The organism is Alloacidobacterium dinghuense (assembly GCF_014274465.1).
Classification (GTDB): Bacteria; Acidobacteriota; Terriglobia; order Terriglobales; family Acidobacteriaceae; genus Alloacidobacterium; species Alloacidobacterium dinghuense.
In genome coordinates this window covers 1074466-1100713 of sequence record NZ_CP060394.1, presented here as the reverse complement: position 1 = coordinate 1100713, position 26248 = coordinate 1074466, and the positions used below count along the sequence as shown (strand labels likewise).

At 55.0% G+C, this 26248-nt stretch carries 16 protein-coding genes; 9 read left to right on the top strand and 7 right to left on the bottom strand.

All coding sequences use genetic code 11. The annotated features are described in order from the left end of the window. The first annotated feature begins 50 nt into the window (after positions 1-50). The 4 genes from H7849_RS04420 to H7849_RS04405 all read left to right on the top strand — a co-directional run bounded on the left by H7849_RS04420 (position 51) and on the right by H7849_RS04405 (position 3884). Positions 51-194 carry a hypothetical protein gene (locus H7849_RS04420; RefSeq protein ID WP_186744464.1) on the top strand — a complete coding sequence of 48 codons (144 nt, stop codon included), beginning with the start codon at positions 51-53 and terminating at the stop codon, positions 192-194. Continuing rightward, positions 170-655 (top strand): CGNR zinc finger domain-containing protein, encoded by a 486-nt coding sequence (locus H7849_RS27305; RefSeq protein WP_432756522.1) that lies wholly within the window; start codon positions 170-172, stop codon positions 653-655. Before H7849_RS04420 ends, H7849_RS27305 begins: the two co-directional genes overlap by 25 nt. Positions 656-1244: 589 nt before the next feature. Further along, positions 1245-2390, top strand: a complete 1146-nt coding sequence (locus tag H7849_RS04410; protein WP_186744460.1) for an NAD(P)H-dependent flavin oxidoreductase — start codon at positions 1245-1247, stop codon at positions 2388-2390. A gap of 141 nt (positions 2391-2531) precedes the next feature. Beyond that, on the top strand, positions 2532-3884 hold the full coding sequence (locus tag H7849_RS04405; protein ID WP_186744458.1) for a hypothetical protein: 1353 nt from the start codon (positions 2532-2534) through the stop codon (positions 3882-3884). A 216-nt stretch (positions 3885-4100) separates the two neighbouring features. Here the strand turns inward: H7849_RS04405 and H7849_RS04400 are convergent, their stop codons facing one another. Continuing rightward, on the bottom strand, positions 4101-4526 hold the full coding sequence (locus H7849_RS04400) for a hypothetical protein (protein ID WP_186744457.1): 426 nt from the start codon (positions 4524-4526) through the stop codon (positions 4101-4103). A gap of 34 nt (positions 4527-4560) precedes the next feature. Between H7849_RS04400 and H7849_RS04395 the strand changes: the two genes are divergently transcribed. The 3 genes from H7849_RS04395 (at position 4561) to H7849_RS04385 (ending at position 10887) form a co-directional block, all read left to right on the top strand. Further along, complete coding sequence (locus H7849_RS04395; RefSeq protein WP_186744456.1) at positions 4561-4851, top strand: type 1 glutamine amidotransferase family protein; 291 nt, start codon at positions 4561-4563, stop codon at positions 4849-4851. Between the two features lie 393 nt (positions 4852-5244). Further along, positions 5245-8778 carry a TonB-dependent receptor gene (locus tag H7849_RS04390; RefSeq protein WP_251106607.1) on the top strand — a complete coding sequence of 1178 codons (3534 nt, stop codon included), beginning with the start codon at positions 5245-5247 and terminating at the stop codon, positions 8776-8778. A gap of 108 nt (positions 8779-8886) precedes the next feature. Beyond that, complete coding sequence (locus H7849_RS04385; RefSeq protein WP_186744455.1) at positions 8887-10887, top strand: glycoside hydrolase family 97 protein; 2001 nt, start codon at positions 8887-8889, stop codon at positions 10885-10887. 9 nt (positions 10888-10896) lie between these two features. Here the strand turns inward: H7849_RS04385 and H7849_RS04380 are convergent, their stop codons facing one another. Further along, positions 10897-11991, bottom strand: a complete 1095-nt coding sequence (locus H7849_RS04380; RefSeq protein ID WP_186744454.1) for a LacI family DNA-binding transcriptional regulator — start codon at positions 11989-11991, stop codon at positions 10897-10899. A gap of 96 nt (positions 11992-12087) precedes the next feature. Between H7849_RS04380 and H7849_RS04375 the strand changes: the two genes are divergently transcribed. Beyond that, a complete protein-coding gene (locus tag H7849_RS04375; protein ID WP_186744453.1) occupies positions 12088-14490 on the top strand; it encodes a glycoside hydrolase family 95 protein in 2403 nt (800 codons plus the stop codon). A gap of 47 nt (positions 14491-14537) precedes the next feature. Here the strand turns inward: H7849_RS04375 and H7849_RS04370 are convergent, their stop codons facing one another. The 3 genes from H7849_RS04370 to H7849_RS04360 form a co-directional block, all read right to left on the bottom strand. After that, entirely contained in the window at positions 14538-16745 is a 2208-nt protein-coding gene (locus H7849_RS04370) for an alpha-galactosidase D (RefSeq protein ID WP_186744452.1), read from the bottom strand. A gap of 301 nt (positions 16746-17046) precedes the next feature. Then, positions 17047-18480 (bottom strand): sugar porter family MFS transporter, encoded by a 1434-nt coding sequence (locus H7849_RS04365; RefSeq protein WP_186744451.1) that lies wholly within the window; start codon positions 18478-18480, stop codon positions 17047-17049. A 1-nt stretch (position 18481) separates the two neighbouring features. Beyond that, positions 18482-21904, bottom strand: coding sequence for a DUF5107 domain-containing protein (locus H7849_RS04360; protein ID WP_251106606.1), 3423 nt, complete (start codon positions 21902-21904; stop codon positions 18482-18484). A gap of 878 nt (positions 21905-22782) precedes the next feature. Between H7849_RS04360 and H7849_RS04355 the strand changes: the two genes are divergently transcribed. Continuing rightward, the gene (locus H7849_RS04355) at positions 22783-23769 is read left to right on the top strand and encodes a VWA domain-containing protein (RefSeq protein ID WP_251106605.1); all 987 of its coding nucleotides are present in this window, start codon (positions 22783-22785) and stop codon (positions 23767-23769) included. Between the two features lie 265 nt (positions 23770-24034). Here H7849_RS04355 and H7849_RS04350 read toward each other — a convergent pair whose 3' ends face one another. Beyond that, positions 24035-24964, bottom strand: a complete 930-nt coding sequence (locus tag H7849_RS04350) for an energy transducer TonB (RefSeq protein ID WP_186744447.1) — start codon at positions 24962-24964, stop codon at positions 24035-24037. Between the two features lie 180 nt (positions 24965-25144). After that, a complete protein-coding gene (locus H7849_RS04345) occupies positions 25145-26239 on the bottom strand; it encodes a hypothetical protein (protein WP_186744446.1) in 1095 nt (364 codons plus the stop codon). Between the last annotated feature and the right edge of the window lie 9 nt (positions 26240-26248).

Here is a 26248-nt window from a genome sequence, read left to right as displayed (position 1 = left end):
TTTGCCTTTATACGGATGCAAGAAGTTTACCGTCTTAAAAGGATCTGCCAGTGAAGACACGAGCATCACAGGCCGATTATGTTTCTTCTCCGCTCGATTTCGTGGGCGATCATCCAGCCATCAATTTCATCAATACTCTCCGGATGAAAGGTAGTGAACTGATCGACACGTGGCAAACGGATGTGATGACGTAGCGGTGTGGACTATTCGTGAGGGATTCCGCGATACTCCATCATCGACAACATGGCCAGATGGCGCTCTACTTCGAAAAGCACGTAATCTGAGAGAGATCGCGCGTAATGCTGTCGAAGCGAGAAAATCAAAAAAGACTATTCCACTGGAAGAACTTAATGATTTTCTTGGGCACTTAGTCAGTCATTGCATTCTAAAAGCAAAGTCGCGAATAGAATTTCGTCTGGAGCGCGTATACCGCCAGAAGACGGTTGAGGAATATCTGGCGCCTGTTGCTGAGTCCGTAACAGAACTGCTGTCGCATGCGGACTTTGACCTCGTCCGTCATTGCGAAGGCGAACAATGCGTACTGCGGTTTTACGACCGTACTAAGTCTCAGCGGAGACGCTGGTGCAGCCCACAGTTCCGCGGCAATCGTGCCAAGGTAGCGGCATTTCGAGCGCGCGCCAAGCGATCTCGGTAGTTGATTCGGTTTATGAACACTCCGAGCAATTCGCAGGCAAGCTGAACTAGGCCTCGAACTCGCCAGCCGCACTAAGCGATAGAATGAGTTGGGTCTGCGCCTCGTCGTAGGGTCGAGATCTAATTGCTCGAACTTGAACTTGTTCCCGCAGCCAGTCGGAGTGCGTTATATGCGTCGATGCACTTTTGCCCGATCAGATAACCATAGACACACCTGTCTGAGATGCTGGCAATTCAGATTTTAGATGTAACTTTTTAAGAATCATTAACAGGTTACACGAGTCTTCTACTGTGTAAGGACAAGCAATAAGCTTACTTCAGGCCTCACATTGATTAGCAATCGCGGGAGCTGGAATCTCTGAGGCTCCCACGAGAGGGCAGCAGGCAGGTAAAAAGACAGTCATTGTGACCAGTCAGGAGACTTTCTTGACCGGCCCAAGGTCGCAGATGCTGTCTCAGATCTGTTTCGAGATGTTTTTGGCATCGAAAAGATTCAGGATACCCGTAGAACTCAAAGTCATCTTCGAAGTCACAGGGTAACCGGCAGGCAGAGGCAAAGGGCCTCTGCCTACTGCTTTAGAAGGGTAACGATGAAACAGCAGTCTACCAATTCGTCATCGCAATGGAATAAGACTCGGTTTTCCTCCCGTATTGGGATCGAGTACCCAATTATTCAGGGCCCTCTCGGTGGCCTCTCGACGCAGCGATTGACAGCAACTGTATCTAATTTTGGGGGCCTCGGCTCATTCGGGGCGCATGGATTGACCCCTTCTGCAATCAAAGACGTGATCGATGAAATTCGCGCGCTGACCTCGAAACCATTCGCGATCAACCTGTGGGTCTCGATGGAAGACGAAGGCGCTCGTTCTTCTGGCAGCGAGGCATTTTCGCGAAGCCTGGCGCCTCTCGCCGGACACATCCATGCCCTTGGCGGCACGCTCCCGACATTCAAGCCCTACGTCCCGATCAAGTTTGAAGATCAGGTGCGGGTCTTGCTTGATGCAAAAGTGCCTGTGTTCAGCTTCATCGTTGGAGTTCCACCGAGAGAGATCCTCGACGAATGCCGCGCACAGAAAATCCTGACGATTGGAACCGCGACGACACCGGACGAGGCCATCGTTCTGGAGCAGGCGGATGTCGACATTATTGTCGCGTCAGGCTTTGAAGCAGGCGGCCATCGCGGTTCATTTCTGTTTCCCGCTGAAGAATCACTCACCGGAACGTTTTCACTCGTGCCCCAGGTTGCAGATGCCGTTTCGGTTCCCGTGATTGCCGCCGGAGGTATCGCCGATGCGCGCGGGATCGTTGCGGCTTTTGCTTTGGGGGCCGAAGGAGTGCAGATCGGCACAGCTTTTCTAGCTTGCGACGAATCAGGTGCGAGCGCGCTTCATCGCAACGCGATCCTCACTGGGAAGGCCGGCAGAACGGGATTGACCAAAGGCTTTACTGGAAGGCTTGCCCGCGGAGTCCAGAATCAATTGCTCGAAGAACTCAATCGCCCAGGGGTTGAGATCCTCCCATATCCACTGCAGCGCTTTCTCGTGAGAAATCTTGTCACCCTTGCCGAGGAGAACCGGAACCCGGAACTCCTTCAGCTTTGGGCCGGGCAGAGTGCGAACCTTTCACGGCAAACTGATGCGACTGCACTTTTGCAGACGTTAACATCCGAGGTCTCTGCGATGGCCGATCGAGTTTTAAGTTGGAACCGCCATCCAGATAGCCAATCATTGCGTTGAGGCCTAGGAAGCTCTACTACAGAAGAGAGGCACCAGGTCGCCTGAAGTGGCCTTTAGACGATGGAGTTGAGATCGTGAAACTCTGCACAATGACGCATTCCAGGGTGGTGGTAGAGTCAAGCTTGGGACGGTAGATCGGCTATGCCTGAACACGAGAGATACGACGCTCATCACAAAGCTCTTTCGGTCAACCTCGATCCAACAACCTTTGGCTCGTTTGCTGAAATCGGTGCGGGGCAGGAGGTGGCGCGCTGGTTCCTGCGCGTCGGCGCTGCCTCCGGCACAGTAGCCAAAACGATTTCGGCTTACGACAAAGAGGTCAGTGATGACCTTTACGGGGCCGGGACACGCTATGTCTCCAAGCCGCGATTGCACGCCATGCTCGATAACGAGTGGCAGCAATTGTTGTCGCAGCTACAGGCCACTCGCGGAGACCACACCAAGTTTTTCTCTTTTGTCGACACGATCTCTGCGCGGAATTATGCGGGAACAAACGACTGTCACGGTTGGGTGGGACTGCGCTTTATGCAACAGCCGGGCGGGCCACCGAGCGACATCTTCCTGCACATCAACTTGCTGGACCCCAGTAACGTACAACAACAGGAAGCGGTAGGCATTCTGGGAGTAAACCTGATTTATGCGGCATACTTTGTCTCAGGGCCGGCAGAGAAATTTCTTCAAAGTGTGTTCGAGGAACTAGGGCTGGAGCGAGTAGAGATCGACTACGTGGAATGGAGCGGCCCGGCCTTCGCTGACTGGAAGCGGGACGAAGCTCATGCACTTCTGGTTGTGGGCGGATATGCCGAAGCTGTAGCGTTTCCAGCAGGCGATGAACTGGCGCCTTCCAACGAACTGCTCTATAAGCGAGCGCTCGTGCTGGCGCCGGGAAGGTTCGACAACGTGTGCGACCTTCATGCGGACCTCATCGAAGACACGGTGGCGCAACTGCCTGAGGAGGAACTCAAGGAGAGTAAAGGCGGCTTGGGGTTGTTCTGTCTATCGGTCGAGGGCATCAGTGCTCCGGGCCAGCAAGCATCGGTGAAAGAAATTCTGGAACATGTCGAGGAGCTGCAACGGCTGGGCTACGGGGTGATGCTGTTTCGCGCGCAGGAACTGTATACGATGAGTGCGTTTGCGAATCGATACACGAAGTTGCGAATTCACTTTGCGATCGGACTCACAGTGCACGTGCGTGTTTTGCAAGACAGATACAAGGACCTGCCGGGCTCGCTGCTTGAAGGTTTGGCCCGGATCTTTACGCAGAATGTCAGGGTGACGGTTTATCCGATGCCGGCGGAGGAGCTGCGGAGGCGAGCGGCGGCAGCCGGGCTTGTCGGATGGAGTTGGAAAGAGACTGATGGAATGGTCAGCGCCGACAATCTGCATCCACCAGGGTCGCTGGATTCGCTTCATCAATATCTTCTGGACAGCGAATTGGTTCTTCCGGGAAAGCCCAGAACAGCGCAGCCGAGCGCTTCGTCGGCTAAGGTTTAATCGAAAGCCGCCTCGGCGCCCGATACGAATCGCCACATCCGCATCGACGAAATGGGCTGCCCATGCAAGGTTTTCGACCATTTCAGAAACTAAGACTTTCTTCGTGCCGGTCAGCGGCGCCCGGAAAAATCTGCCGGAGTCCAGCGTCGGAACGGATAGGAGGACAGCATCCCCTCACCGACTGGTCCACTCGGACAGGTAACTCGGGCAAGGTTTCTATGCGCAGGTCACTTCCGGTGCCTTGGGCAGCACTCTCGGCAGCCGTAAGGTTGAGACGAGCAGGAGCAAATGCAGGACGGCGAGCACTAAGAACGAGAGCGTGAAGGCGCTGGACATCCCGCCGGCCAAGACGGCGAAGTGCATCCTCCACGCCAGAAATGCCGCCATCAGCGTCGTCACGGTAGGACCGCCCAGCCGCTGCACGATGTTCAGCGTGGTCGTTGCCATGGGCAGCTCCTGCTTGGGCAAGCCGCTGTATGCGGCCGAGAGTGACGGCACTCCGATTGCGCCCTGTCCCATGCCACGCAGCAGCAGCGACACGACAAAGACCGTCCCCACGATGAGCGCTTCTCTTACTTCTCGCTGATCACCACGGTCGGCACACCAGTGCATCACTGCACAGGAACTGCGCGTGGAATGCATGTTTCCGATTCATGCCGAAGAGAGATGAACTCGAATGAGTTTCCGATGTTTGTCGGCGAAAGGCCCAGTACACAGATTTCGACGTTTTCCGCTCTCTGTCGGCTGCCTGATCTTCCCACAGATGGATCAGATTGACTTCACTGGGCCATTTGAAATTCTTTCACGCATGCCGGACACAAAGGTCCACGTCGTGGGAAAAGACCTTGAGCCTATTCGCGACGTGCAACGGCTTCTGCTTACGCCGGATACTTGTGTTGCGCGAGCGGGAGATTTTGTTTGTACCGATGGCGGCAAGCGTAAGACCCCAAAGCTGCAAATCCGCTAAGAGCCATATTGAAGCGCGGCTGCTGACTCTTCATCTAACACTTCGTCGAGCGTCACCGGGCGTAAGGCTGTTTCAACTTCCAATGCTCACTTGACAAACGTTCATGTAAGCGCTTACCTTTCACCGTTAACGTACACAATCGTGGGCTTTGATTGACAGTCGACCCCAATCAAATGGATCCAGGCCAGGCAAAGCTTGCGGCGCATTAGGTGGAAGTAGAACCAGGGTGGTTCAGCCGCGTACGTATTGTGCGGCTGACTATCTACATCAATTGTAAGGGACCGGTCCACAAAAGAGCCCTTGACTTCAAGCCGATTTCATTGCGAGGCAATAATGATCATGTTCAAACACGAATCCAGTGCAGCCAGACGTCTTCTTGGCTGGGTAAGGTTAATGCTACTCTCGCTCCTGTCTTTCATGACCGGCACGAGCTGCTTTGCACAGGTCGATCAGGGCGCCATTATAGGAATTGTTCAGGATCAGAGCGGAGCCGTGGTGCCTGGCGCTCAGGTTACGGTAACGAACATCGACACTGGCTTGGCGCTGCAGGTAAAAACGAACTCAAGCGGCACATACGTCTTTCAGCCGCTTAAGATTGGGAATTACACGGTGACGGCCACAGCAGAAGGCTTTCAGACGGTGACCCGTGAGAACCTTCACGTAGACGCTCAAGCGCGTGTCAGCGTAAACCTGCGGCTGCAACCCGGAGCGGTATCCCAGACCATAACTGTTTCAAGCGCGGCGCCTCTGTTGGAGACGCAAAATGGCGCCGTAGGACAGGTCATCAGCACAGAGGTGATCAACAATACACCTTTGAATGGACGAAACTGGGTGTATATCGCGCAGCTCACCGCAGGTGTCGCGCCTCCCTTTGGAAATACCCGCGGCAGTGGCAGCGGCGATTTTGTAGCCAATGGCCAGCGTGCAGAGCAGAACAACTTCATTCTCGACGGTGTGGACAACAACACCAATCTTGTCGACTTCCTGAACGGATCGAGCTACGTAATGCGGCCTCCGCCTGACGCGCTTTCCGAGTTCAGCCTTCAGACCAGCAACTTCAGCGCAGAATTCGGCCACTCGGCTGGCGGCGTGATGAATGCCAGCATCAAGTCAGGAACAAACCAGATTCATGGAGATGTTTGGGAATACTTTCGAAACACCAACCTTGACGCGATCAACTGGAATGCTGGACCCGACGCAAAGACTCCGCCGTATCACCAGAACCAATTCGGTGCTACGCTCGGGTTTCCAATTTTGAAGAACAAGCTCTTCTATTTTGGCGATATCGAGGCCAATCGCATTTCCATCAGCAACCCGACGCCGATTAATGTGCCTTCGGCACTGGAAAAGCAGGGCAACTTCTCTGAGTTGCTGAATGGCGACTTGACCGGTGTGGGAGCACCAACTGTGCTCTATCAGCCAAACTCCGCCAATCCCGCCCAGCCGCTGACGTGCAATGGGCAGCAGAACGTGTTGTGCGCCAACCAGATCAACGGAGTCGCTTCCAACATTCTCAACTTGTATCCAGCACCGAACACAAACAACGGCAAGCTCTACAACAATTACCTCGTCAACCTCGGAAACACCGACAACATTATCCAGTGGGACCAGCGTCTGGACTGGAACATCAGCGCGAAAGACCAGACTTATGCACGCTACAGCTACCTGCATGAGATTAAGACAAACGGTCTGCCGCTGGGTCCACTGCTTGACGGCAGCGGGTATGGCGGTCAGTACGATACCAACCTCGCCATGAACTTCATGGGCAGCGAGACTCACATTTTTAGCCCCAATCTCACCAACGAATTCCGCTTCGGCTACAACTGGGGCGTCTTCAACTTCCAGCAGCCGAATGCCTTCAACCCTAACGCTGCTTCTTCGCTGGGATTGGGCCCGCAACCGGCGAATCTCAAGCCCGGACAGTTTGGTCTGCCGTCGGGCTATGTCAACGGCACCATACAACAGTGGGGTTCGGTTGGTATCAGCAGAGAATCGCAGAATGTTTACCAGATCCTGGACAACGTTTCGAAGATCTGGGGGAACCACGCACTAAAGTTCGGCGTCTCGTTTCAGGCCGTTCGCTTTTATTACATCTATGCTCCTGCAGACCTCGGCCAGTATCACTGGAACGGTCAGTTTACCGGCTTGCCTGGTGTGGCCAATACTGGCTCGGCCGTAGCTGACATGCTGGTAGATCAGGAAAATTATGCGACGATTTCGCAGTCGCCCAACGTGAACGATGCCCAGTGGTATGACTCAGCCTATGTGCAGGACGACTGGAAGGTAACACCAAAGCTGACGCTGAACCTGGGCGTCCGTTATGACTACTTCCAGCCTTACAAAGAGAATGGAGGACAGCAGGCCAACTTTGTCGCCACTGGACCGCTCGGAATTGGCACCGGATCCGGCGTGTACCAGTTGCCAAAGAGCCAACAGAATGTCGACCTCGGCACACCATTCCTCAACATCCTGGCAAAGGACAATGTTTCGGTACAGTATGTCGACAATGACCGTCTGGTGACGTCGCAGAAGACCAACTTCGCTCCTCGCATCGGCTTTGCCTACCAGGCACAACCGAGCACGGTCGTTCGTGGCGGCTTTGGCATCTTCTATGGCGGCCTGCAGTCAGAAGGCAATGGAAACCTGGGAGCAAATTTCCCCTATTCCAACCAGGCGCAGTTTTTCGCTCCTACCTGCGCCACCGGAAATTGCCCATCGCTGGCTTCGCAGGGCATTACATTACAAGCTGGATTAGTTCCGTCGATTGGTGCAGGCCTGCAGACCTTCGTCTCTCAACCTGGTTTCCATGCAACTGATCCGGAAGTCAAAACGCCTTACACGATGAACTACAGCCTCGGGGTACAGCAGGCGATTTCCCCGAACACCGTAGCAACTATCAGCTATGTCGGCAACGTTACCCGCCACATGGAGCTGTACAATGCCGTCAACACCGCACCGGGACTGTGGCGGCCCGGCACAAACACCAACCCATTCAATCCATTTCCGGATCTCGGCGGGGTTGGCCAACTCCACTTCGCTGGGGTGAGTACATATAACTCGCTGCAGGCCAAGCTGGAGAAGCGCTACTCGCATGGATTAACGTTCCTGGCGACGTACACCTGGTCGCACGCCCTCGATGACGCCAGCGATGCCGGTGGTCTCTTTACAGCGATCGGCACGCGAAACCAGACGCTGATCCCGTTTATCGATGAGCTGACGAATTCAGTTTTCGATATCCGCAGCCGCTTCACGATCAATGGAAACTATGAGCTGCCTTTCGGTCATGGCAAGGCCTTCATGAACAATTCCCGCTGGGCCGATGAGACGATCGGAGGATGGTCCACAAGTCTGACGTGGGCAGCGCAAACCGGCACACCGTTTACGGTCTCCCCAAATATCTCTACAGCAGCGAATGGCGGCGCGCGCGCCTACCCCGTCAGAGATCCATACAGCGGAGGCGGCACACCGGATCCAACCAATCCAAGCCTCACTTCCTGCCCGGGCACGGTGAAGACAAAATTGAACTACATCAATCCTTGTGCGTTCCGCAATCCATTGCCAGGTGAAACGATTGCCGATGATCAGCATCCAGTTGGTTCGACAAACCCGGATGGTGTTCCGGTTCTTTTCTCGGCCCCCGTCGTCGACAAAGCCACAGCGATTGATCTACTCGGCAGCGTGCAGAACAATGTCTATGGTCCCGGCTACTACCAGGTGAATATGTCGCTTTTCAAGACATTCCCCACCTGGCGTGAGCAGAACCTGCAATTCCGCGCAGACGCCTTCAATCTGCTGAATCACCCAACGCTGGGAACTCCAAACGGGTCAATGAATGCGAATGGAGGCCTGATCTCCGGGCCGAAGTTCTTCCAGAACAATACGCCTGATGCCCGGTTCTTCCAGCTGTCACTGAAGTATATTTTCTAGTTGTTCTGCAAATCATTTGCGAGCTGCGCTTCTAGTAGCTCGCAAATTTGCTTTTACTCGGCAACACGCCAATCCTGTTTCAATTCCGCAATCTGAGGCAATTCGACTATGTTGAAGGTTTGCACTCCTCTTCTTACTTGCACTGCAATGGTTTCTTTCGCTTCCTGTTTTTCGCAAACTGTTCCCGTAAAGCTCGCGTCCCCTGATGGGCAGATTGTTGTTCACTTTGGGACGCAGCCGCAGAAGAGCACAGAGAGCGGTGGCGGCAAGTTGGTCTATTCCGTCGATTTTCACGGCAAGCCTGTGCTCTCTGAATCAGGCCTGTCGCTCGAACTGGGCGACCAGCAGGCCCTCGGCTCCGATGTGAAGATTACCGGCGCCGACACAGGACAGGGCGTCGATGACTACACGATGCAATACCAGAAGGTGAGCAAAGTACATGATGCCTATAACAGTCTAACCGTGCATGTGGTTGAGGATGGCAGTCGGCATCGACGGATGGATATCGAAGCACGGGCTTATAACGCCGGCATTGCGTTTCGTTACGTACTCCCCGAGCAGGGCTCAGTGAAAGAACTACAGTTAAGACAGGAGAACACTGAGTTTCGATTAACGACCGACGCGACCGACTGGTTGCTGGCATTGCCGAACTATCGCAGCAGCTATGAGAGCGAATACGTCAAGCTGCCTACGTCGGCATTGAGCAATCAGGGAGGCGTTTCCAGCAACTTTTTGATCGGCCTGCCGCTATTGATGCACGAGCCCGGCGCCGCCTGGATGTCGTTGATGGAAGCAGATATCGAAGGCAATAGCTCAATGTATGTCAGCAATCCATCGGGAAACTGGGCGGGCCACTGGTTCGTGTCGAAGCTCGCGCCGCGCTTTGATCGGCCCGAATACGCCGTCCTGGGAACGCTTCCACATCACTCCGCATGGCGAGTGCTTGCCATTGCCGATGATCCGGGAAGGCTGGTTGAGTCTACGCTCGTCTACGACCTGAGCCCGCCAAGCCGCGTACAGGATACAAGCTGGATTCATGCCGGGAAGGCTTCGTGGAACTGGTGGGTGAACGATATCGACAAGAATGGCAACTCGGCCTACACGACCGACAATATGAAGTACTACGTGGACTTTGCGTCAGAGTCCGGCTTCCCCTACATGATGCTCGATGCAGGCTGGGCGACGGGGCGCGATATTACGCGGATGAACGGCAAGATCGACATTCCGGAACTTGTCCGCTATGCCGCAATGAAAAATGTAAAGGTGTGGATCTGGTGCTATTCCGAATCGGTGATGGACCAGATGAAGGAAGCATTTCCGCTATTTGAAAAATGGGGGGTCGCCGGCGTAAAGATCGACTTTGTGAATCGCGACGACCAGCAGGGTGTGCAGTTTTATTACGATGTTGCGCGCGACGCTGCAGAACATCATCTGATGGTAGATTTTCACGGGACGCGAACGCCGTGGGGTCTTGAGCGCACCTATCCCAATGTGCTGAGCTATGAAGGCGTCCTTGGCATGGAAAACAACAAAGTCGGACGGCGCGACAGCCCCGTGGACCGCGCAGTCTTCACATTCACGCGACTGCTGGCGGGGCCGATGGACTACACTCCCGGCGGTTTCAACAATGCGACGGAAGACGGCTTCGTAGCGCAGAATACAAGCCCCATGGTGATGGGGACGCGCGCGCAGCAGCTTGCGCTGTATGTGATTTTTCAAACGCCGATTCAGATGGTTTCCGACAGCCCGCAGATGTATGCTGGTCAGCCCGCATTTCAATTCATTAAGGACGTGCCGGTTTCCTGGGACAGCACGCACGTGCTGAATGGAGTTCCAGGAGAATACATTACGATGGCCCGGCAGAGCGGAGACGAATGGTATCTGGGCAGCATGACAAATTGGGAGTCGCGAAAGTTGTCGGTGCCACTCAGTTTTCTAGGCGAAGGAAGTTATACCGCTGAGATTTACGAAGATGGGGCCAACGCCGACAGTAACCCGAAACACGTGACGATCCGCAAGCAGACCGTGCGGAAAGGACAAACACTGACGTTGCAGCTTGCACAGGGCGGTGGATGCGCGATTCGGTTTATTCCAGCGCAGAAGCATTGAGGAGCCTACTCAAGCCTCCAACAGCGCAATGTCCAGTTCCTCGTCTGTCTCGATGATCTGGTTCGAGAAGATGGAAAGATTGCTGCGAAAAATAACATGAGGAGCCAGACGAACGACCCGCTGAGGCACGGCTTCCCTGCGAAGATACGCAAGCAGGCCCTCGAATGCGACCTTGCCCTGCGTGTAGGGACGCTGGTACATCGTTGCCAGCACTTTGCCAAACTCGAGGAAGGGGACAAGCTCGTGAAAAAGGTCTGTCGTGATGACCTGCACCTTGCCGAGAAGCCCAAGCTCGTCGAGTGCCCGCAACACGGGCATGCTATTTGCAGTGCTTACATACAGGCCTTCCGGACGGTCCGAACCCTGCATGACGGTGAGTGCCTGTCGATAAGCCTCCTCAGGGCGCTCATGGCTCTCAAGTGCAGGGAGCAATGTCAGATGGGGAGCCTGGACAGCGAGAGTTGCGGCAAAGCCCCGCAGCTTTTCAGCGTGGTCGAGGTTGAACAGTTCTCCGGAGAAGATAGCGACATTCGCCTTATGAGGAAGCTTGAGAGCAAGCAGTTCGGCAGCAATCGAGCCGCTTATATAGGCATGTGTCGCGACCGAGCCGATGCGATCTGTACTGGGCACTTCTGTGCCAACGCACATGACGGCGGTACCGCTGCGCGTGATCTTACGAACCATAAGATCGAACTTGCGTGTGTCACCTGGGAGAAAAATTATTCCATCGTAATTCCGCTGCAAGGCCTGCTCGATAGCTTCCCCGTCTCCGGCCCCAAGGCGCGGGAATTCATGAAATTCAAGGTTCACCATCGTACCCACGGTCGCAGCCGCTGCATCGCGAATACCGGCACGCAGCGGATCGAAGAAATGCGAGATGTGTTTCGGCAGGACAACACCGATCGAGACTCGCCGATTCAACTTGAGAGCCTGCGCGGCGAGATTGGGCTTGTAGCCAAGGCGCTTGGCCATCTGCAAAACGCGAGCCTTCGTCTTCTCGCTCACGCCGGGGCGGCCATGCAGCGCGCGATCCACGGTGCCAATCGAGACCTTCAGTGCCTTGGCGATATCTTTGATTCCGGCGTTTCCCGCCGTGTTCTGCATGGCTTTACCTTATATGCGCAGATAATGTTTACTCGATTGTCTCACTCAAAATGGTTTTTGCGAACGAGATTAGATTTGCTGTTTTACGGAGCATAGATGCCAACGAGCAGGCGTAATTTCCTCAAGTGCAGTGCAGCCGCTGCAACTCTCCAATCCTTGCCGGGATTCGCATTTCAGCCCGACGAGAAACGCTGCGACGAGCTTTGGTATCGCAAGCCGGCGGAGCGTTGGCTGGAGGCATTGCCTATCGGAAACGGCCGCATGGGAGCGATGATCTTCGGCGGCGTCGAGCTGGAGCGAATTGCACTTTCCGAATCCACCGCGTGGTCTGGCGCGCCTGAAACCGGCGTTGTGAACCCCGGTGCCCTGCCGCATCTGCAGGAGATTCGTGAGTTGCTCTTTGCGGGGAAATATGTCGAGGCCCGCTCTCTCTGCGAAAAATATCTTCTCGCGCACCCAAAGAACTTCGGCACAAATCTCCCGCTGCCTGAGTTGACTCTATCTTTCGAGCATTCGGGACGGGCAGACAACTATCGCCGGTCGCTGAACCTTGAAGAAGCTACGGCACAGGTGAGCTACCGCAGCGGTGAGGCCGTTTTTACGCGCGAGGTCATTGCCTCGCATCCGGATGACGTGATCGCTCTGCGCTTAGGATGCAGCAAAGCTGCGAAAATAAGCTTCGATCTGGGATTTCGCGCAACAAAGCTACCGCATTCCATCAAAAGCATGGGGAGAAATGTTCTCGTACTCGAAGGAAAAGCATTCGAGACCATGCACAGTACGGGTCGCGACGGTGTTAGCTTCCAGATACATGTCCAGGCGATTCCGGACGGCGGCAGCATTCGCTCCGGGGACTCGTCTCTTCATGTGGAAGCCGCCGACAGCGTGACAATACTGGTCGCGATCGCGACCAGCTTCGGCGGGAAGCGGCCTGACGAAATCTGCACACGCGCACTGCAAACAGCAGCGCAAAAGTCGTACGCACAATTGCGGAAGGCCCACATCGCTGACCACGCACAGCTTTACAGCCGTGTTGCGCTGGACCTGGGGAAGACCGATGCTTCTCTGCGAATGAAGCCGACGGACGAAAGGCGCAGTCAAATGGCAGCTGGCTCAACGGATCCTGAATTGCTGGCCCTCTTCTTTCAATATGGACGCTACTTGACCATTGCCGGATCGAGAGCGGACTCACCCCTGCCGCTTGCGTTGCAGGGAATTTGGAACGACGGCCTCGCCAGCAGTATGGGCTGGACTGACGATTTCCATTTAGATATCAATACACAGCAAAATTACTGGGCTGCCGAGGTGTGCAATCTAGGCGAGTGCCAGACGCCCCTCTTCAAGTTGATCGAGGGGCTTCGCGTGAGCGGCCGGACAACCGCGCGCGAGATGTACGGGGCTCCCGGATGGGTAACTCACACGGTGACAAATGCCTGGGGCTATACGGCGCCGGGCTGGGGAACTGGGTGGGGGCTTTACGTAACCGCGGGCGTCTGGATTGCGCTGCAACTCTGGCAACATTACACCTTCAATCCCGACGAGGCGTTCCTGCGCGCCAGCGTCTATCCGGTATTGCGAGAGGCGGCGGAGTTTTTTCTTGCGTACATGGTGCCCGAACCCAAGCATGGATGGCTGGTGACAGGACCATCCGACTCCCCTGAAAACTGGTACAAGACGCCATCAGGCGACCAGGCTGCCGAATCGATGGGAAACACCTGCGATCGCGCCTTTGTGTATGCGCTGTACTCCATGTGCATCCAGTCGTCAGAAACGCTGAATGTCGATGCGGATTTCTGGGAACAGTTGATGGAGGCGCGGGCGAAGGTGCCGCCATTTCAGATCGGACGCCATGGCCGACTGCAGGAATGGCTGGAAGATTTTGAGGATGCCTCGCCGAATCACAGGCACACATCGCATCTGGTAGCTTTGTATCCCTTAAGTGAGATATCGCCGCGGCGGACACCAGAGCTGGCGCGGGCGGCCGAAGTCACTCTCGATCGGCGCATTCACGCTCCCAATTGGGAACAAAGCGAATGGGGCCGCGCTAACCTTGCAGCATACTATGCGCGTCTGCTGAAAGGCGACGCAGCACTCGATGCGTTGACGGGGCTTGTGGCCCGTGCGGCCGATGACAATTTGCTGACGTTCTCAAGCAGCGGCGTGGCCGGAGCCGACCAGAACATCTTTGCCATCGATGGCAATACAGCAGGCGCTGCTGCGATGGCCGAAATGCTGCTGCAGTCGCAGGACGGTGAGATCGTGCTGCTGCCTGCGTTGCCCACGGCATGGCCGGAAGGATCAGTGCGTGGCTTGTGTGCACGCGGCGGTTACGAAGTCAGCCTGCAGTGGGGCAACGGCCGCCTGCGCGGCGCATCCATTTTGAGCCGCATAGGCGGCAGTGTCCCTGTTCGCTACGGCGAGCGCACGACAACAATTCACCTGCAAGCCGGCCGGACGGCACGGCTGTCTCCTAGCAGCTTTCAGACAGTTGCCGGCTAATTTCGCGAGGAGGCCCGAACTGTCGTGCCTCCTCGCATTTTATCCAGCTAGTGCAGGATTTCTCCCATCAGATCACCCAGAACCGTTGGGGCTACGACGATGCGATCAAGATCAGGCGCATAGCCGGTTGCGTTGTCGAAGCGCAGCGTATTCGTGCCTGCGTTCAGGTGGACGCGAAGAACGATATAAGTAGGCTCGTCGAATGTACTGCCATTCAAATCCAGTTCATTCGCTGTCCCGTTGTTGATGGTGAGGAAGAATGAACGCGGCCCGCTGGTCGCATAGTCTACTTCGAGCAGATACGTTCCAGCAGACGGCGCCGTTACATTCGAGAAGGTAACTGCATTGCCCGCTCCGCCTCCAATGTTTCCAGCCTTGGCGAGTCCTGAAGAGTAGTTGCTGAATCCGCCGCTCGCGTTGCCGCTTAGAGTGGCGACCTCCGCTTCGTATACCCGGAACGAAGGCTCCGGCGCATCTCCATTTCCGCTGATGACGATGCGGTCAAGATCGGGTGGATAGCTGACCGGGCTGCCGAACTGAATGGAGTTCATGCCTTTTTGCAGGCGCACGGGAATCGTTGTGCTGGCGGGAAGAAAGAAGCTGCCACCGCCCGAATTGAGCGTCTGGAAAGGCCCTCCGTTCACACTGTAAAGATACGACCGCAATCCCTGCGTCATGGAATCGACCTGCATCAGGTAAACTCCGGCGCGCGCGACGTAAACATTGTTGAACGTAACAGTGTTGTTTGCACCCAGGCCCAGGCCACCCACCTTCTCTCCGCCTGAACATGCTGCGCAGTCAGCGATGACAGCAGAGCCGCCCAGCGTAGCTGATTCTGCCTCATAACTGGTCGAAGACGTAGGCGCTGCCTTGCCATACGTGACGACCTTCAGCAGACGCACATCGTGCCCCTTCAATACGGTGGTGAAAGGCAGAACGGACGGCCCGAGATTCTGGTGGTTCCATAGATCACGCACCTGCAGAGCTCCGTTGACGCCGAGCAGGTTCCATGGAAGGTGGATGATCGCCGGCGTCGCGTTCAGATTAAAGAGCGCAACGTAGTAAGTGTTGTTGCCCTGGCTTGATACCCATACCGGCTGTTCGCCTCCAAGCACTTGCTTTGCGGGCTTGCCCGACTGGTCGACAGCAATCATCTCGTCGTTGCTGACAAGCTGCTTGCCAAAGCTGTCGAGCTTAGTCAGATCGCCGCCGAGATACATGGGGGCATTCGCCATGGCCCAGAGCGAGATGGCGGTTCTCTTCTCATCGTTCGTCAACCCATCGAGCGACCCATCTCCAATGTCGAGTGAATCAAGATCATTCCAACCCTGCGTCGGACTGGCGTCATTCTGCCAGCCCGGCAGATCGCGAAAGCGCTGATAGATGCGCTGCCAGTCGGTGAGTGTGCCGCACCGCCCTTCGCATTCAATGTCATCTTCGATACGACGCGCATTCTGATAAGGCCGGAAGTCTCCGAGATAGTCCTGATCGATTGCCCAGGAGATTGTCAGCCAGATAGGGCGTCCGCTCGCGGCGATCGCTTTGGACCACGCGGCAACATCCGGCCGGTCATCGATGGACAGGCTGTCGCTGTAGGAGCCGGGTGCAACGCCATCGAGTTTGATGAAGTCCACGCCCCACGAGGCGAAGAGCGCGACCACCGAATTGATGTATTCCTGTGCGCCGGGTTTCGTGAAGTCGATCTTGTCGTGATAAGGATTTGGCGGGGCGCCCGCAAAAGCATTTCCCTGCGCCAGCGGAATGGTGACGATGTCCTGTGTGTGATACTGCGTACCAAGAATCGGATAGTTGCCGTCGACAGCAGGCTGCTCGATACCGGGAATCCAGTAGATGCCGGCCTTTTGTCCGTTGGCGTGGATGTGGTCGATCAGCGCTTTGATATCGGGAAAGGTGCCCGTGTTCGGAATGGGACGTCCGTTGCTGTCAAAGCTTCCCATCCAGCCGGAATCAATATTGATATAGTTGAAGCCGTGATCCTGCATGCCTGAGGATTTCATGGCATCGGATTGAGCCTGGATGTTTGCCTGCGTCAGGAAGCTTCCATTGATGGTCTGCTCGCTGAACGTGCTCCACCCAAGATACGGTTTCTGTCCCACATTGTTCGCTTGGGCATGCGCTGCCGCAGCGCCGATCACGAAAGCAGTGAGCGCCGCTGCACGTAGCTGAGAGAAAAGAGTGATTGCGTGCCTCTGTATTAGCGTCGAGCCTGCGTAAATTCTCGCCTTAAGTTTCATTCTTTTGCCGCTCCAAATCGTCGTTTTGTGACTCTGTTGCTCTTCGGGCGCATGACAGCATGAGCTTGCAACGGCAACGCGCATGCGATCTAAGCGCCGGTTTTGGCAGGAAGGGGGAAAGTCCGGCAGGACTGAAGGACGAAAGAGCGTCGGTGTCATCAGAAGTCTTCGCTTCAAGAGTTTTTCGACGCGGGTTATATATAATCGTGTACGAACACGATCTGTCAACATCGCTCACATTTTAATTCTAAACAAAAAGTAATTCATTGAATTCGTTAACGTTAACTGTGGGGGTGCTAAATCACTTTCTCGTTATACCGGAAGCGATCTCTTCGAGCGTTCGCCCTTTTGTTTCCGGGACGCATGCTACGACCAGAATCCAGCCGCTGAGGCAGATCAAGCCATAAATTAGAAAAATGCCGGTGGTACCGAGATGTTCATTCAGTATGGGAAAGCTATAGGTAAGCACAAAGGATGCAATCCACAATGCGCTGACCGCTGCTGAAACTCCCTGCGAGCGCACTCGGTTCGGGAAAATCTCTGCGATCAATACCCACGTGACAGGTGCGAGCGTGAGGGCATAGCACGCAATTGCACTCAGCGTAAGCACCAGTACGGCGCTCCCGCGCCATCCGGCGTGATAGGCGAAAGAACACAAAAGATGTGAGAGGCCAATGCCCACGCAGCCGAAAAGCATAAGCCCGCGACGCCCTACGCGATCGACAAGCATCATCGCCGCCACCGTGAAAATCAGGTTGATGGCGCCTGTAATGACGATGTTGAGAAAAATGTCATTGGCTCCATAACCCGCGCGGCGGTAGACCTCGGCCGCATAGTTGAAGAGCGTGTTGATGCCGGTCCACTGCTGGAGCACTGCCAGTGCTATGCCAACCAGAACAATACGGCGGATCGAGGGGCGGAGTAACTCCCGCCATGAGGAGCGCTCCATTGCAGCCTCGGCGGCAACCGCCACCCTGATGCCTTTGACTTCTTGCTCGGCATAAGCATCGCCACCGATCCGTCGCAGCACATTCTCTGCTTCTGAACTGCGGCCGCGCGTTAGCAGCCATCGGGGACTCTCTGGAATGAAGAGTGAAGCAAAAATAAAGACAACTGCTGGCACAGCTACTGCCGTAAACATCCAGCGCCAGCCATATTGCACATTCCAGCTATGCCAGATCAAGTCGGATGTAAGCGTGGAAGGAACAGGCTGCGCAATGCGCCAGTTTGCGATCTGTGCCAGCAGAATCCCCACGACGATCGCAAACTGGTTGAGGCTTACGAGACGGCCTCGCATCGCCGCAGGACTGATTTCCGCAATATAGAGCGGGGACACATTCGAGGCGAGCCCAATAGCAATCCCGCCCGCGATTCGGCAGAAGATGAAGGCGGAAAAAGACCATGCCCAGCCGGTGAAGATGGAAGAGACCGTGAATAGGACAGCGGCAATAAGCAGAATTGGGCGACGCCCATAGCGATCGGCGAAATATCCGGCGGCTAGTGAACCGATCAGGCAACCAACAAGCGCGCAGCTATTGGCCCATCCCACAAGCGCTGCGGAGGTGAGGCGAAAATAGACCTCGTAGAACTGGCGCGCACCGCCAATCACCACCCAGTCATAGCCAAAGAGCAATCCCCCCAGAGCTGCGACAATCGCGATTCCCCATACATAGGCAGTGGTCTTGGCTGCAATCGAGGTTGGCGATGTGTCGCCTGCTACGTGGATTCCCTGCATGCTATTCCGTGAATGCATTAAGCATATCGACTGCGCCTGTGTGGCTAGAGTCTTTCTGCTGAACCCGATGTAGAAGCGCGATGCCTTCTGCTTTTTTTCCAAGGCCAAGCAACGCCTGCGCGCGTAGAAAAAGCGCTGTAATCACCTGCCGCTCGTTCAGGTCTTCTTCAAACAGCAGCATGGCAGGCAGTGATGTTGCGAAATAGTCGATCTTTGGTGTTTGCTTTTCAAGCGCAGCAGCATGGTCGAGAATCTCTCGAAACAGAGCGTCTGCTTCGCTCTCGCGGCCCAGTTTGCGCAGAGCCATCGCACTCCAGTATGTCGTCTCGGAGACTGCCTGCACCTGCATCTGCTGAAAGTCCCCTTTCTGAGCGGCGGCCTTTTGCCAGTGCACCGAAGCTTTCTCGTTGTCACCGTTTGCGGAGTACGCGATGCCCAGCCAGTAGTCGATCATGCTCAAGTTCATGAGCAGATGCCTGGCTTCACTGAGGCTGTGAGGAGGATTGGAAGCCGCATGCAGATAGTCGATGGCAGCGCGCGCGTCATTTTGTGTGAGCGCGCGTTGCGCAAGCAGTACATTGGCACGCACATACTGCGACAGCACCATACCTTCGCCGCCCTCCCACGGCTGAAAATGGCGAGCCAGCAGCAGGCGCAACGCTTCCTCCGGGAATCCTGCGCTGATGTAAAGCGAAATCAGTTCTACTGAAAGATCGTCGCGTTTCTCGACCAGCTCTTTGTGCAATTCAAGCGTCGCCAGTCGTCGAGCAGGATCCTCGCCAGTCCGCTTCAGCAACTGGTCCTGCTCGTAGAGGATGCGAGCATCCCGCGGTGCCAGGGAGCGTGCTTTTTCAAACGCCTTTAGAGCTCGCCCCGTGTCACGCAGCACGTTGTAGTAGCCAAACCCGAGATTTCGCCATGCAGTCGGCAAATTGGGATCGAGTTGCGCAGCCCGCTCCCACATCGAGATCGCCTCCTCGTGGCGGCGACGGTCATACAGAAGATTTCCAAGATAGTACGGCGCGCGCGCGTCAGCTGGGTTCGCCCGGATGGCACTTTCGAGCAGAACCAGCTCTTCAAGCCGGCTCGGGAAAACATAGTCGGGATTCGCGAGAGACGCCTCGTGATAGGCCGCGCTGCTCTCATGTTCGAAGCCAAGCTCGCCCAGAACGAAGGCACGCGCGTAGCGGAGCAGTGCTGCGGTGCCATCATGAGCCTCAGCCTGTAGAGGAGCGAGTACCTGCAAGGCTTCTTCGAGCAGTCCCATCCGCACCAGATCAAGGGCAAGATCGATCCGCTGTTGCCCGTCTGCAGGCAGCGTGTCTGTCGCAAACCAATAGCCAAAGATGTCCAGTTGATCGAGAGCGCGTGTTTCATCGAGAAGTGCCTCAGCCTCGTCCGTGCGCTCCAGTTTTCGCAGGACGACCGTCTTGAGATTCCGTGCATTCAGGTTATCGGCATCGGCGAGGAGCGAGCGGTTGATATGGTCAAGCGCTGCGGCCCACATGCTACGGCGGCAGTCGATCTCTGCGAGCCGATGGTAACCGGGTCCTCGCCAGGCAGCATTCCATGTGCTCTTGAAGAACGCAGCATAGGCTTCATCCACGCGTCGCTGGTAGAGCAGCGCTAATCCAAGGTTGTAAAACGGTTCGCCATCGTATGGATTTGGATTTCTCACCGTAAGTCGCGCGATGCTGGCGCGCAGATATTTTTCCGCTTCGATGAACTCGCCACGTCGCAAATGCCAGCGTCCGAGTGCATGGTTACAACGGCTGTCGCCCGGATCGCGACGCAAAACTTCAAGCCAGTAGCCTTCGGGAGAGCGCGTGGGGTGACGATACTGCTCCAGGTGCAGGCCATTCAGATAGAGCTCATCACTGCTGGCGACATCCGCGGGCAGAGGTGGTTCTGTCGCAACAACGGGAGGCTTCGCTGGCGTAATCTCAGCGGGAGCATATCGCAGCAGCATCTGGTTGCTTTGCCCTACGACTACTATGAGATCATCGGTAGCTCCATCGGTGGAGAAGTCCTCGTGCAGCGGCTTTTCAGCCTCCAGATCGCCATGCCAACAGCCAATCTCTCTGCCACCCAGGCTGACCGTCACCACACTGCCGGGAAAAGCCCCGGTCGCCTGCAGGTGTAGTCGAACACCGGATTCAGTCGGCTCGACACGCAGCGCCGCATCGAGGTTGGCGAGATCCGGCACGCCAATCTCGCTTATCGGATACCAGAACTGACTGAAGGTCTTCGTTTCACCCGGCGCGAGAAATGAAAAATCTGGCTGATTGTCGGTGTAGACGCCAGACATCAACTCGACATAAGGCCCATCTTCATCTGTCAGGTTGCGGTCCCAGGCATAGCCAAAATCGTGATTGCCCCAGGTCCACTGTTTTTTGCCGGGAGCAATAAAGTGGTTTGAAATAGCAACGGTGCCCGCGTCTTTTTTGTGATCGTAGCCACCAAAAAAATCGCCGCTCGAATCGACGATCATATAGCTGGTCGGCACCGGAATGTTCGCATACCAGCCCAGATCGTTGGGTGGGTACGAACCATCAGGAACAAAGTGTCGGGGCTTTTCAGACTCGGGGACGCCATTCCGAGCACGCTCTCCGTAATCAATGCCGTAATAGACGCCGTGGCTGAGCGGGTATTCCGTGACTGCGCGCTTGGCGTGGTCGGCTGCAAACCGCACATCGTGTGGAAAGAAAGATTGATATTGTTCGTGGACGCGCGTCGCTACATTCGCCCACCACAAGAAGGTCTGAGTGTCCTGCGTGCGGTTGTAGAGACGCACGCGCACTTCAAGATACGCTTTGCCCGGACGCAGGCAGAGGCCGTGCATTCCTTTCATCCGGGCCATCGGATCGTGGTCGCTGCACCATACGATGACGGTGCCGTCAGGTTCGCGCTCGATGGCAACCTCGACCGGCATAAACGTTGCCGGACGGTGGTGCTGAGGCCAGTTAAACTCGACGCCACCCGAGATCCAGGGGCCGGCAAGGCCGACCAGCGCGGGCTTGATCACGTTCTGCCGGTAGAAGAAGTCATAGCCATTTCGCTTGTCAAGACCGACGTGAACGCGACCGCCGATCTCCGGCATGACCATGATGCGGAGGAACTCGTTCTCAAGATGCACTGCCTTCCAGACTTGTTCACGAGCTTCGGTTTCGATGTAGTCGATCACGGGCAGCGGATAGACACGACCGCTGCTGCCCTGATAGACGCGCTTTTCAAGGAAGAGAGGATTGCGATCCGGACGGGCAGGTGCATAGGTCCGCATTGTGACGCACTCTTCCCAGACCTTCACCGGCCCGGATTCTGATGTCGGAGCCAGAGGCAGCTCCAGCTGGGCAATACCTTTCTTTTCCTCCTTCAATACGCTTCCCATACCTTCGAGTTCACCCTTTTTACGTCGCAGAATCATCCGGTCCATCTCTTCTCACGCACTCTCTCTAACTGTTACGTGTACGTTACCGTAAGGCAAATTTAGGTTCTAAGATTAGGGATGTCAAGCCTTTTAACTTAACGAATTGTAGGGGAAACCTACCGCTCGGGAAATTACCTATAACCCTCTTTCCCTGGGAGCTACGGGATGCCACTTGTCCGAAATGCTGACTACTCAGTCACTTGGTTTGCCCTCAGTCGTCTTTTGTGCCAGATAAGCATCTCATGATAAATCACAAAATATGCTCAGAGAACCTCCCCACGCAGGCCGATTTCAGACATCAGTTCGCTCGCTAATCTTTCGTCCATACGAATTCAGAGCAGGGGCTGTATTGGCAATTTCCTCATGCCCTTTGTCTCGTGACCGTTCTCATGCAAAATCAGATAGCTAGCCTGGCCCTTGTCATCGGTTTAGAACTGTGAACGCACTCAGAAGGGGAAAAACGCTCTCTCCCGGATCTCTCGATCAGCGACGTAGTCATGCCCCGGAGTGAGTTGTCGAACTCGCGAAAAAGATGAAGTCTCAAGACCCTCAATGCAGAGTCATCCTCTCTTTCAACGGGGCCAGCCATCTGGATTCATTCGTTTTACATCCAATCCACTGTTCCAGCGAATGCTCAGGCTCGCTTTCGAGGGTATGCCGTCCGAGACTGCGGTAGGTCGCTGGTTCCACCCAACCTGTTTATGCTAAGAAGGTTCTCCAACACCCTCATGCGCCGCCTATCATCCGCGTTCATTCTGCTTTGTTGTGCTGCAATGTCATTATTTCTACGAGCGCAATCTGAAACGTCTCCGCAGGGGCCACCCGCAGCAGTTACGAATGCATCAGACCCTCGCCAGTCGGAGTCCCAGCCTGACTTGAGTGTCGACCGCGATCCGGTTCTTTCGCCTGATCCAGAGGACAATGCGCCCTTAAGTGCCAAGACACAAAACGCAGGTCGGTCTGAGGTTCAGAAGACACATGACAATATCTACACCCTGCACGCGGACGTTGATGAGGTACTACTGAACTGCACGGTAGTCGACGAAAAGGGACAATTGGTCAGGGATCTGAATCGGGATGACTTCCGTGTTTGGGAAGACAATGTTCCTCAGACAATCGCGTCGTTTCAGCATCAAGACCTTCCAGTATCGGTGGGCATCCTGGTCGACAACTCAGGTTCCATGCGTGCTAAAAGGTCAGCGGTCAATACGGCTGCTTTGGACCTGATAAAGGCCTCGAACTCAGCAGATGCGGCATTTATCGTAAACTTCTCGGATGAAGCCTACATCGACCAGGACTTGACCTCGAATCTCGGCGACCTGGAACGCGGGCTTTCGCATGTCGACTCAAGAGGTAGTACAGCTCTGTATGATGCAGTGGCAGCCTCGGCAATTGAATTGGCCAATCACGCGAAACAGCCGAAGCAAGCGTTGCTGATTATTACGGACGGAGAGGACAACGCCTCGAGACTCGACCTGAGACAAACAATCCGCCGTGTGCAGAACCTGGGAGGGCCAGTCGTATACTCCATCGGATTGCTTTTTGATGACGACAACAGGGAAAAATCACTTCACGCGAAGGATGCATTGGAAATGTTGTCGCAAGAGACCGGAGGCATAGCCTACTTCCCGCGCTCTTTACAAGATGTAGATGCCATCGCGATGGAAGTCGCCAGCGATATCCGCAACCAATACACCATCGGCTACCATTCGACCAAGCCAGCTAACCTTGGGGGATATCGGGTTGTGCATGTTGAGGTGAAGTCACCGAGACGCGGCAAACTAATCGTCAGGACACGCAACGGTTACTATCCGAAGCAGATCCAAAGCACTCCCATGCAGACCGCACAAAAGACCCAATAGCGCTCCCCCTACCCTTTGCACATTTAATAAACCTTTCGTGAAGTGAGACTGTTGTGTGCAATTCGATCCACAATCTGTGACCTCGACGGGTTCACTGCATTCATCCAAGAAGTCGGAGCTATCGAAGGGTCAGGGCTGTAAGTAGGTAACGAACGAGGGATCGATTGAGTTCTAACGCTTACCCCAGACATTTGATTGCCGGATTATCCTCGCTAAAAGAAGGAGGAGCCGAATGGCTCCTCGCGTTCTTAGCTGATCCATACTATTAGTACAGATGGAAATTTACGTCGATAACGACTCTCACTGCTACTGGATGCCCTTGGTACATCGCGGGTTTGAATTTATACTGTTTTATCGCTGCTATGGCCTTCTCGTCCAGTCCCATTCCAAGATGACGAACTACTTGGATGCCCTGAGGATTTCCATTCGTATCGACGATGAGTTGTATCGCAACCGCACCGGTGAACTTTTCACGACGCGCCTCATCTGAAAATTCCGGGTCGACCGAGTGGATCACCTGAGGAGCAGCGACACCGCCGCCCACGCTCATGACTCCGCCACCATAACCGCCACCACTGCCCGGACCAATTCCATTGCCATGGCCCGAGCCAAGCCCACCGCCGCTGCCCTGGCCGAATCCAGAACCGCTACCACCTCCCTGGGAGGCCATGGCGACCTGTGGTGACTGCGGTAAGCCAACGTTTGGCATGTTGTTATCTGGCAATTTCACTGCCTGCGGCATTACGACCGTCGGCTCAACTGCCAGCTTAGGATGATCGATTCTTAGTATCTGTGGAGGCGCCGTCTGTGTCTTTGCAACGGGTGGGATACGTCCCTTGCTGGGCTCTACAATCTGATGAGCTCCGCCTCCACCGCCTCCGCCCATAGCTTTTGCTGCCGGCATTGTCACTGGAATAAACGGCTTGATGTCTATCGGAGTAATCGATACTTTTTGCGGCAGAACAATGTGAGAGTGAGCTTGCAATGTCAGCCACACGATCAGGCCAATCATGCCAGCATGCATGACGAAAGAAATAGCGCTCGATGTTGGGTTACGCTTCACCGCCATCGGGTCTGCAACCGCTACTGGCCTTGACGTTAGTTTGAGCGGAGGTTGTCTTTTCGAGAAGAATGCGTCACCAAGGTTTGAAAATAAAGATTTCCAGACTGAAGTATCATTTTCCAGTTCCAACATGTTCAGGGAAACTTCTGTGGTCCCGCGATTGCCGGGGTTCAGTTCCAGATCTGTGAATACCAAATTGCCCATAAGTAGTTTGCCGGTGGCAGAAATCCCGGCACCTCCTAATTGTTACGTTCAAGCTATGTACCGGTTAAGCCTCAAGCCCACTGGCATAGTCGGCATTAGAAGTATCGGTTACCAGATACCTTTGTCGCTCCCGGTGAGCTTTTGCCCAACAACGGCTGCGGTGGCCAGCCAGGGCAACAAACCGAGTCGCGCACTGTTGTTCAATTCCCGCTTGCGTAGCAGCCCAGCTAATTGTGATCCATAAAGACTGGCGGACTGCGGCATAATCGGGACGCGCAAAAAGTCACGCGCGAAGTAAACTTCAGCGCCGCCAAAACGCGCAGCGGTGCTTACTGATTCGGGAAGATCAAGGCCGGTTCCACGATACTGCCTCACATAATCCGACACAATCGCCAGATAGGTGGCTACACCTTCCCAAATTCCGGCAGCTCCCGCCGAGGCGCACAAATCGTCATAATCGATTGCACCGCTCTCTACTAGTCCAGCAGAGTCAACAATGTCGCACAAACGGAAATAGAAATGACGGTACATGCGTTGCAGAGTCGAGATCATGATGCGATCCGAGATCGCGGATACATGAAACGTGAGATCTTCGATTTGAATCACTCGAGCGCGTCTTGGCACCTGGGAAGCTATTCTGACTTGTTCACCTGTTTGTCCCAGTCGGCCCATGTGAATCTCGACTGCTTCTGGCAGGCCAGGTATGAGGAAATTCCATTTGCAAGCAAGGCGATCCCCCCAACTCCGTGGGGCAATCTGTGCACGGAAGCGCTTTTTCATCAACCGGGAGACTGTTTCAGAGTCAGCACTTGTATACAGATCGAGATCGCTACCAAGGTCGGGCCAGTGATCCAGTGATTTGATCACTGTAACGTCGAGGCTCTCTCGTTCAAATGCTCCACAAATTTCATGCAGGAATGATGTTGCATTCTTGATACGTGCGTGCTCCGCTGAGAGTGCGGTGGCTGCCCATTCGGAACGCACATCATCTCGCGCATGGCACGTGAGTCGAAACAACACTTCCAGACCACGTACGATTACGTGATTCGTATTGGCCAGATACAGCAAGTCACCGAATTCATTTCGACTGATGTTTGTGATTGCATGTGAAAGTGAGTCATCTTTATCACGCCGCGATAACAGCAATTTGGAGAGAAGGATCATCGACTCATTCGATAGCCGCGGAGCTGATTGATTGGGCATATATGCAAC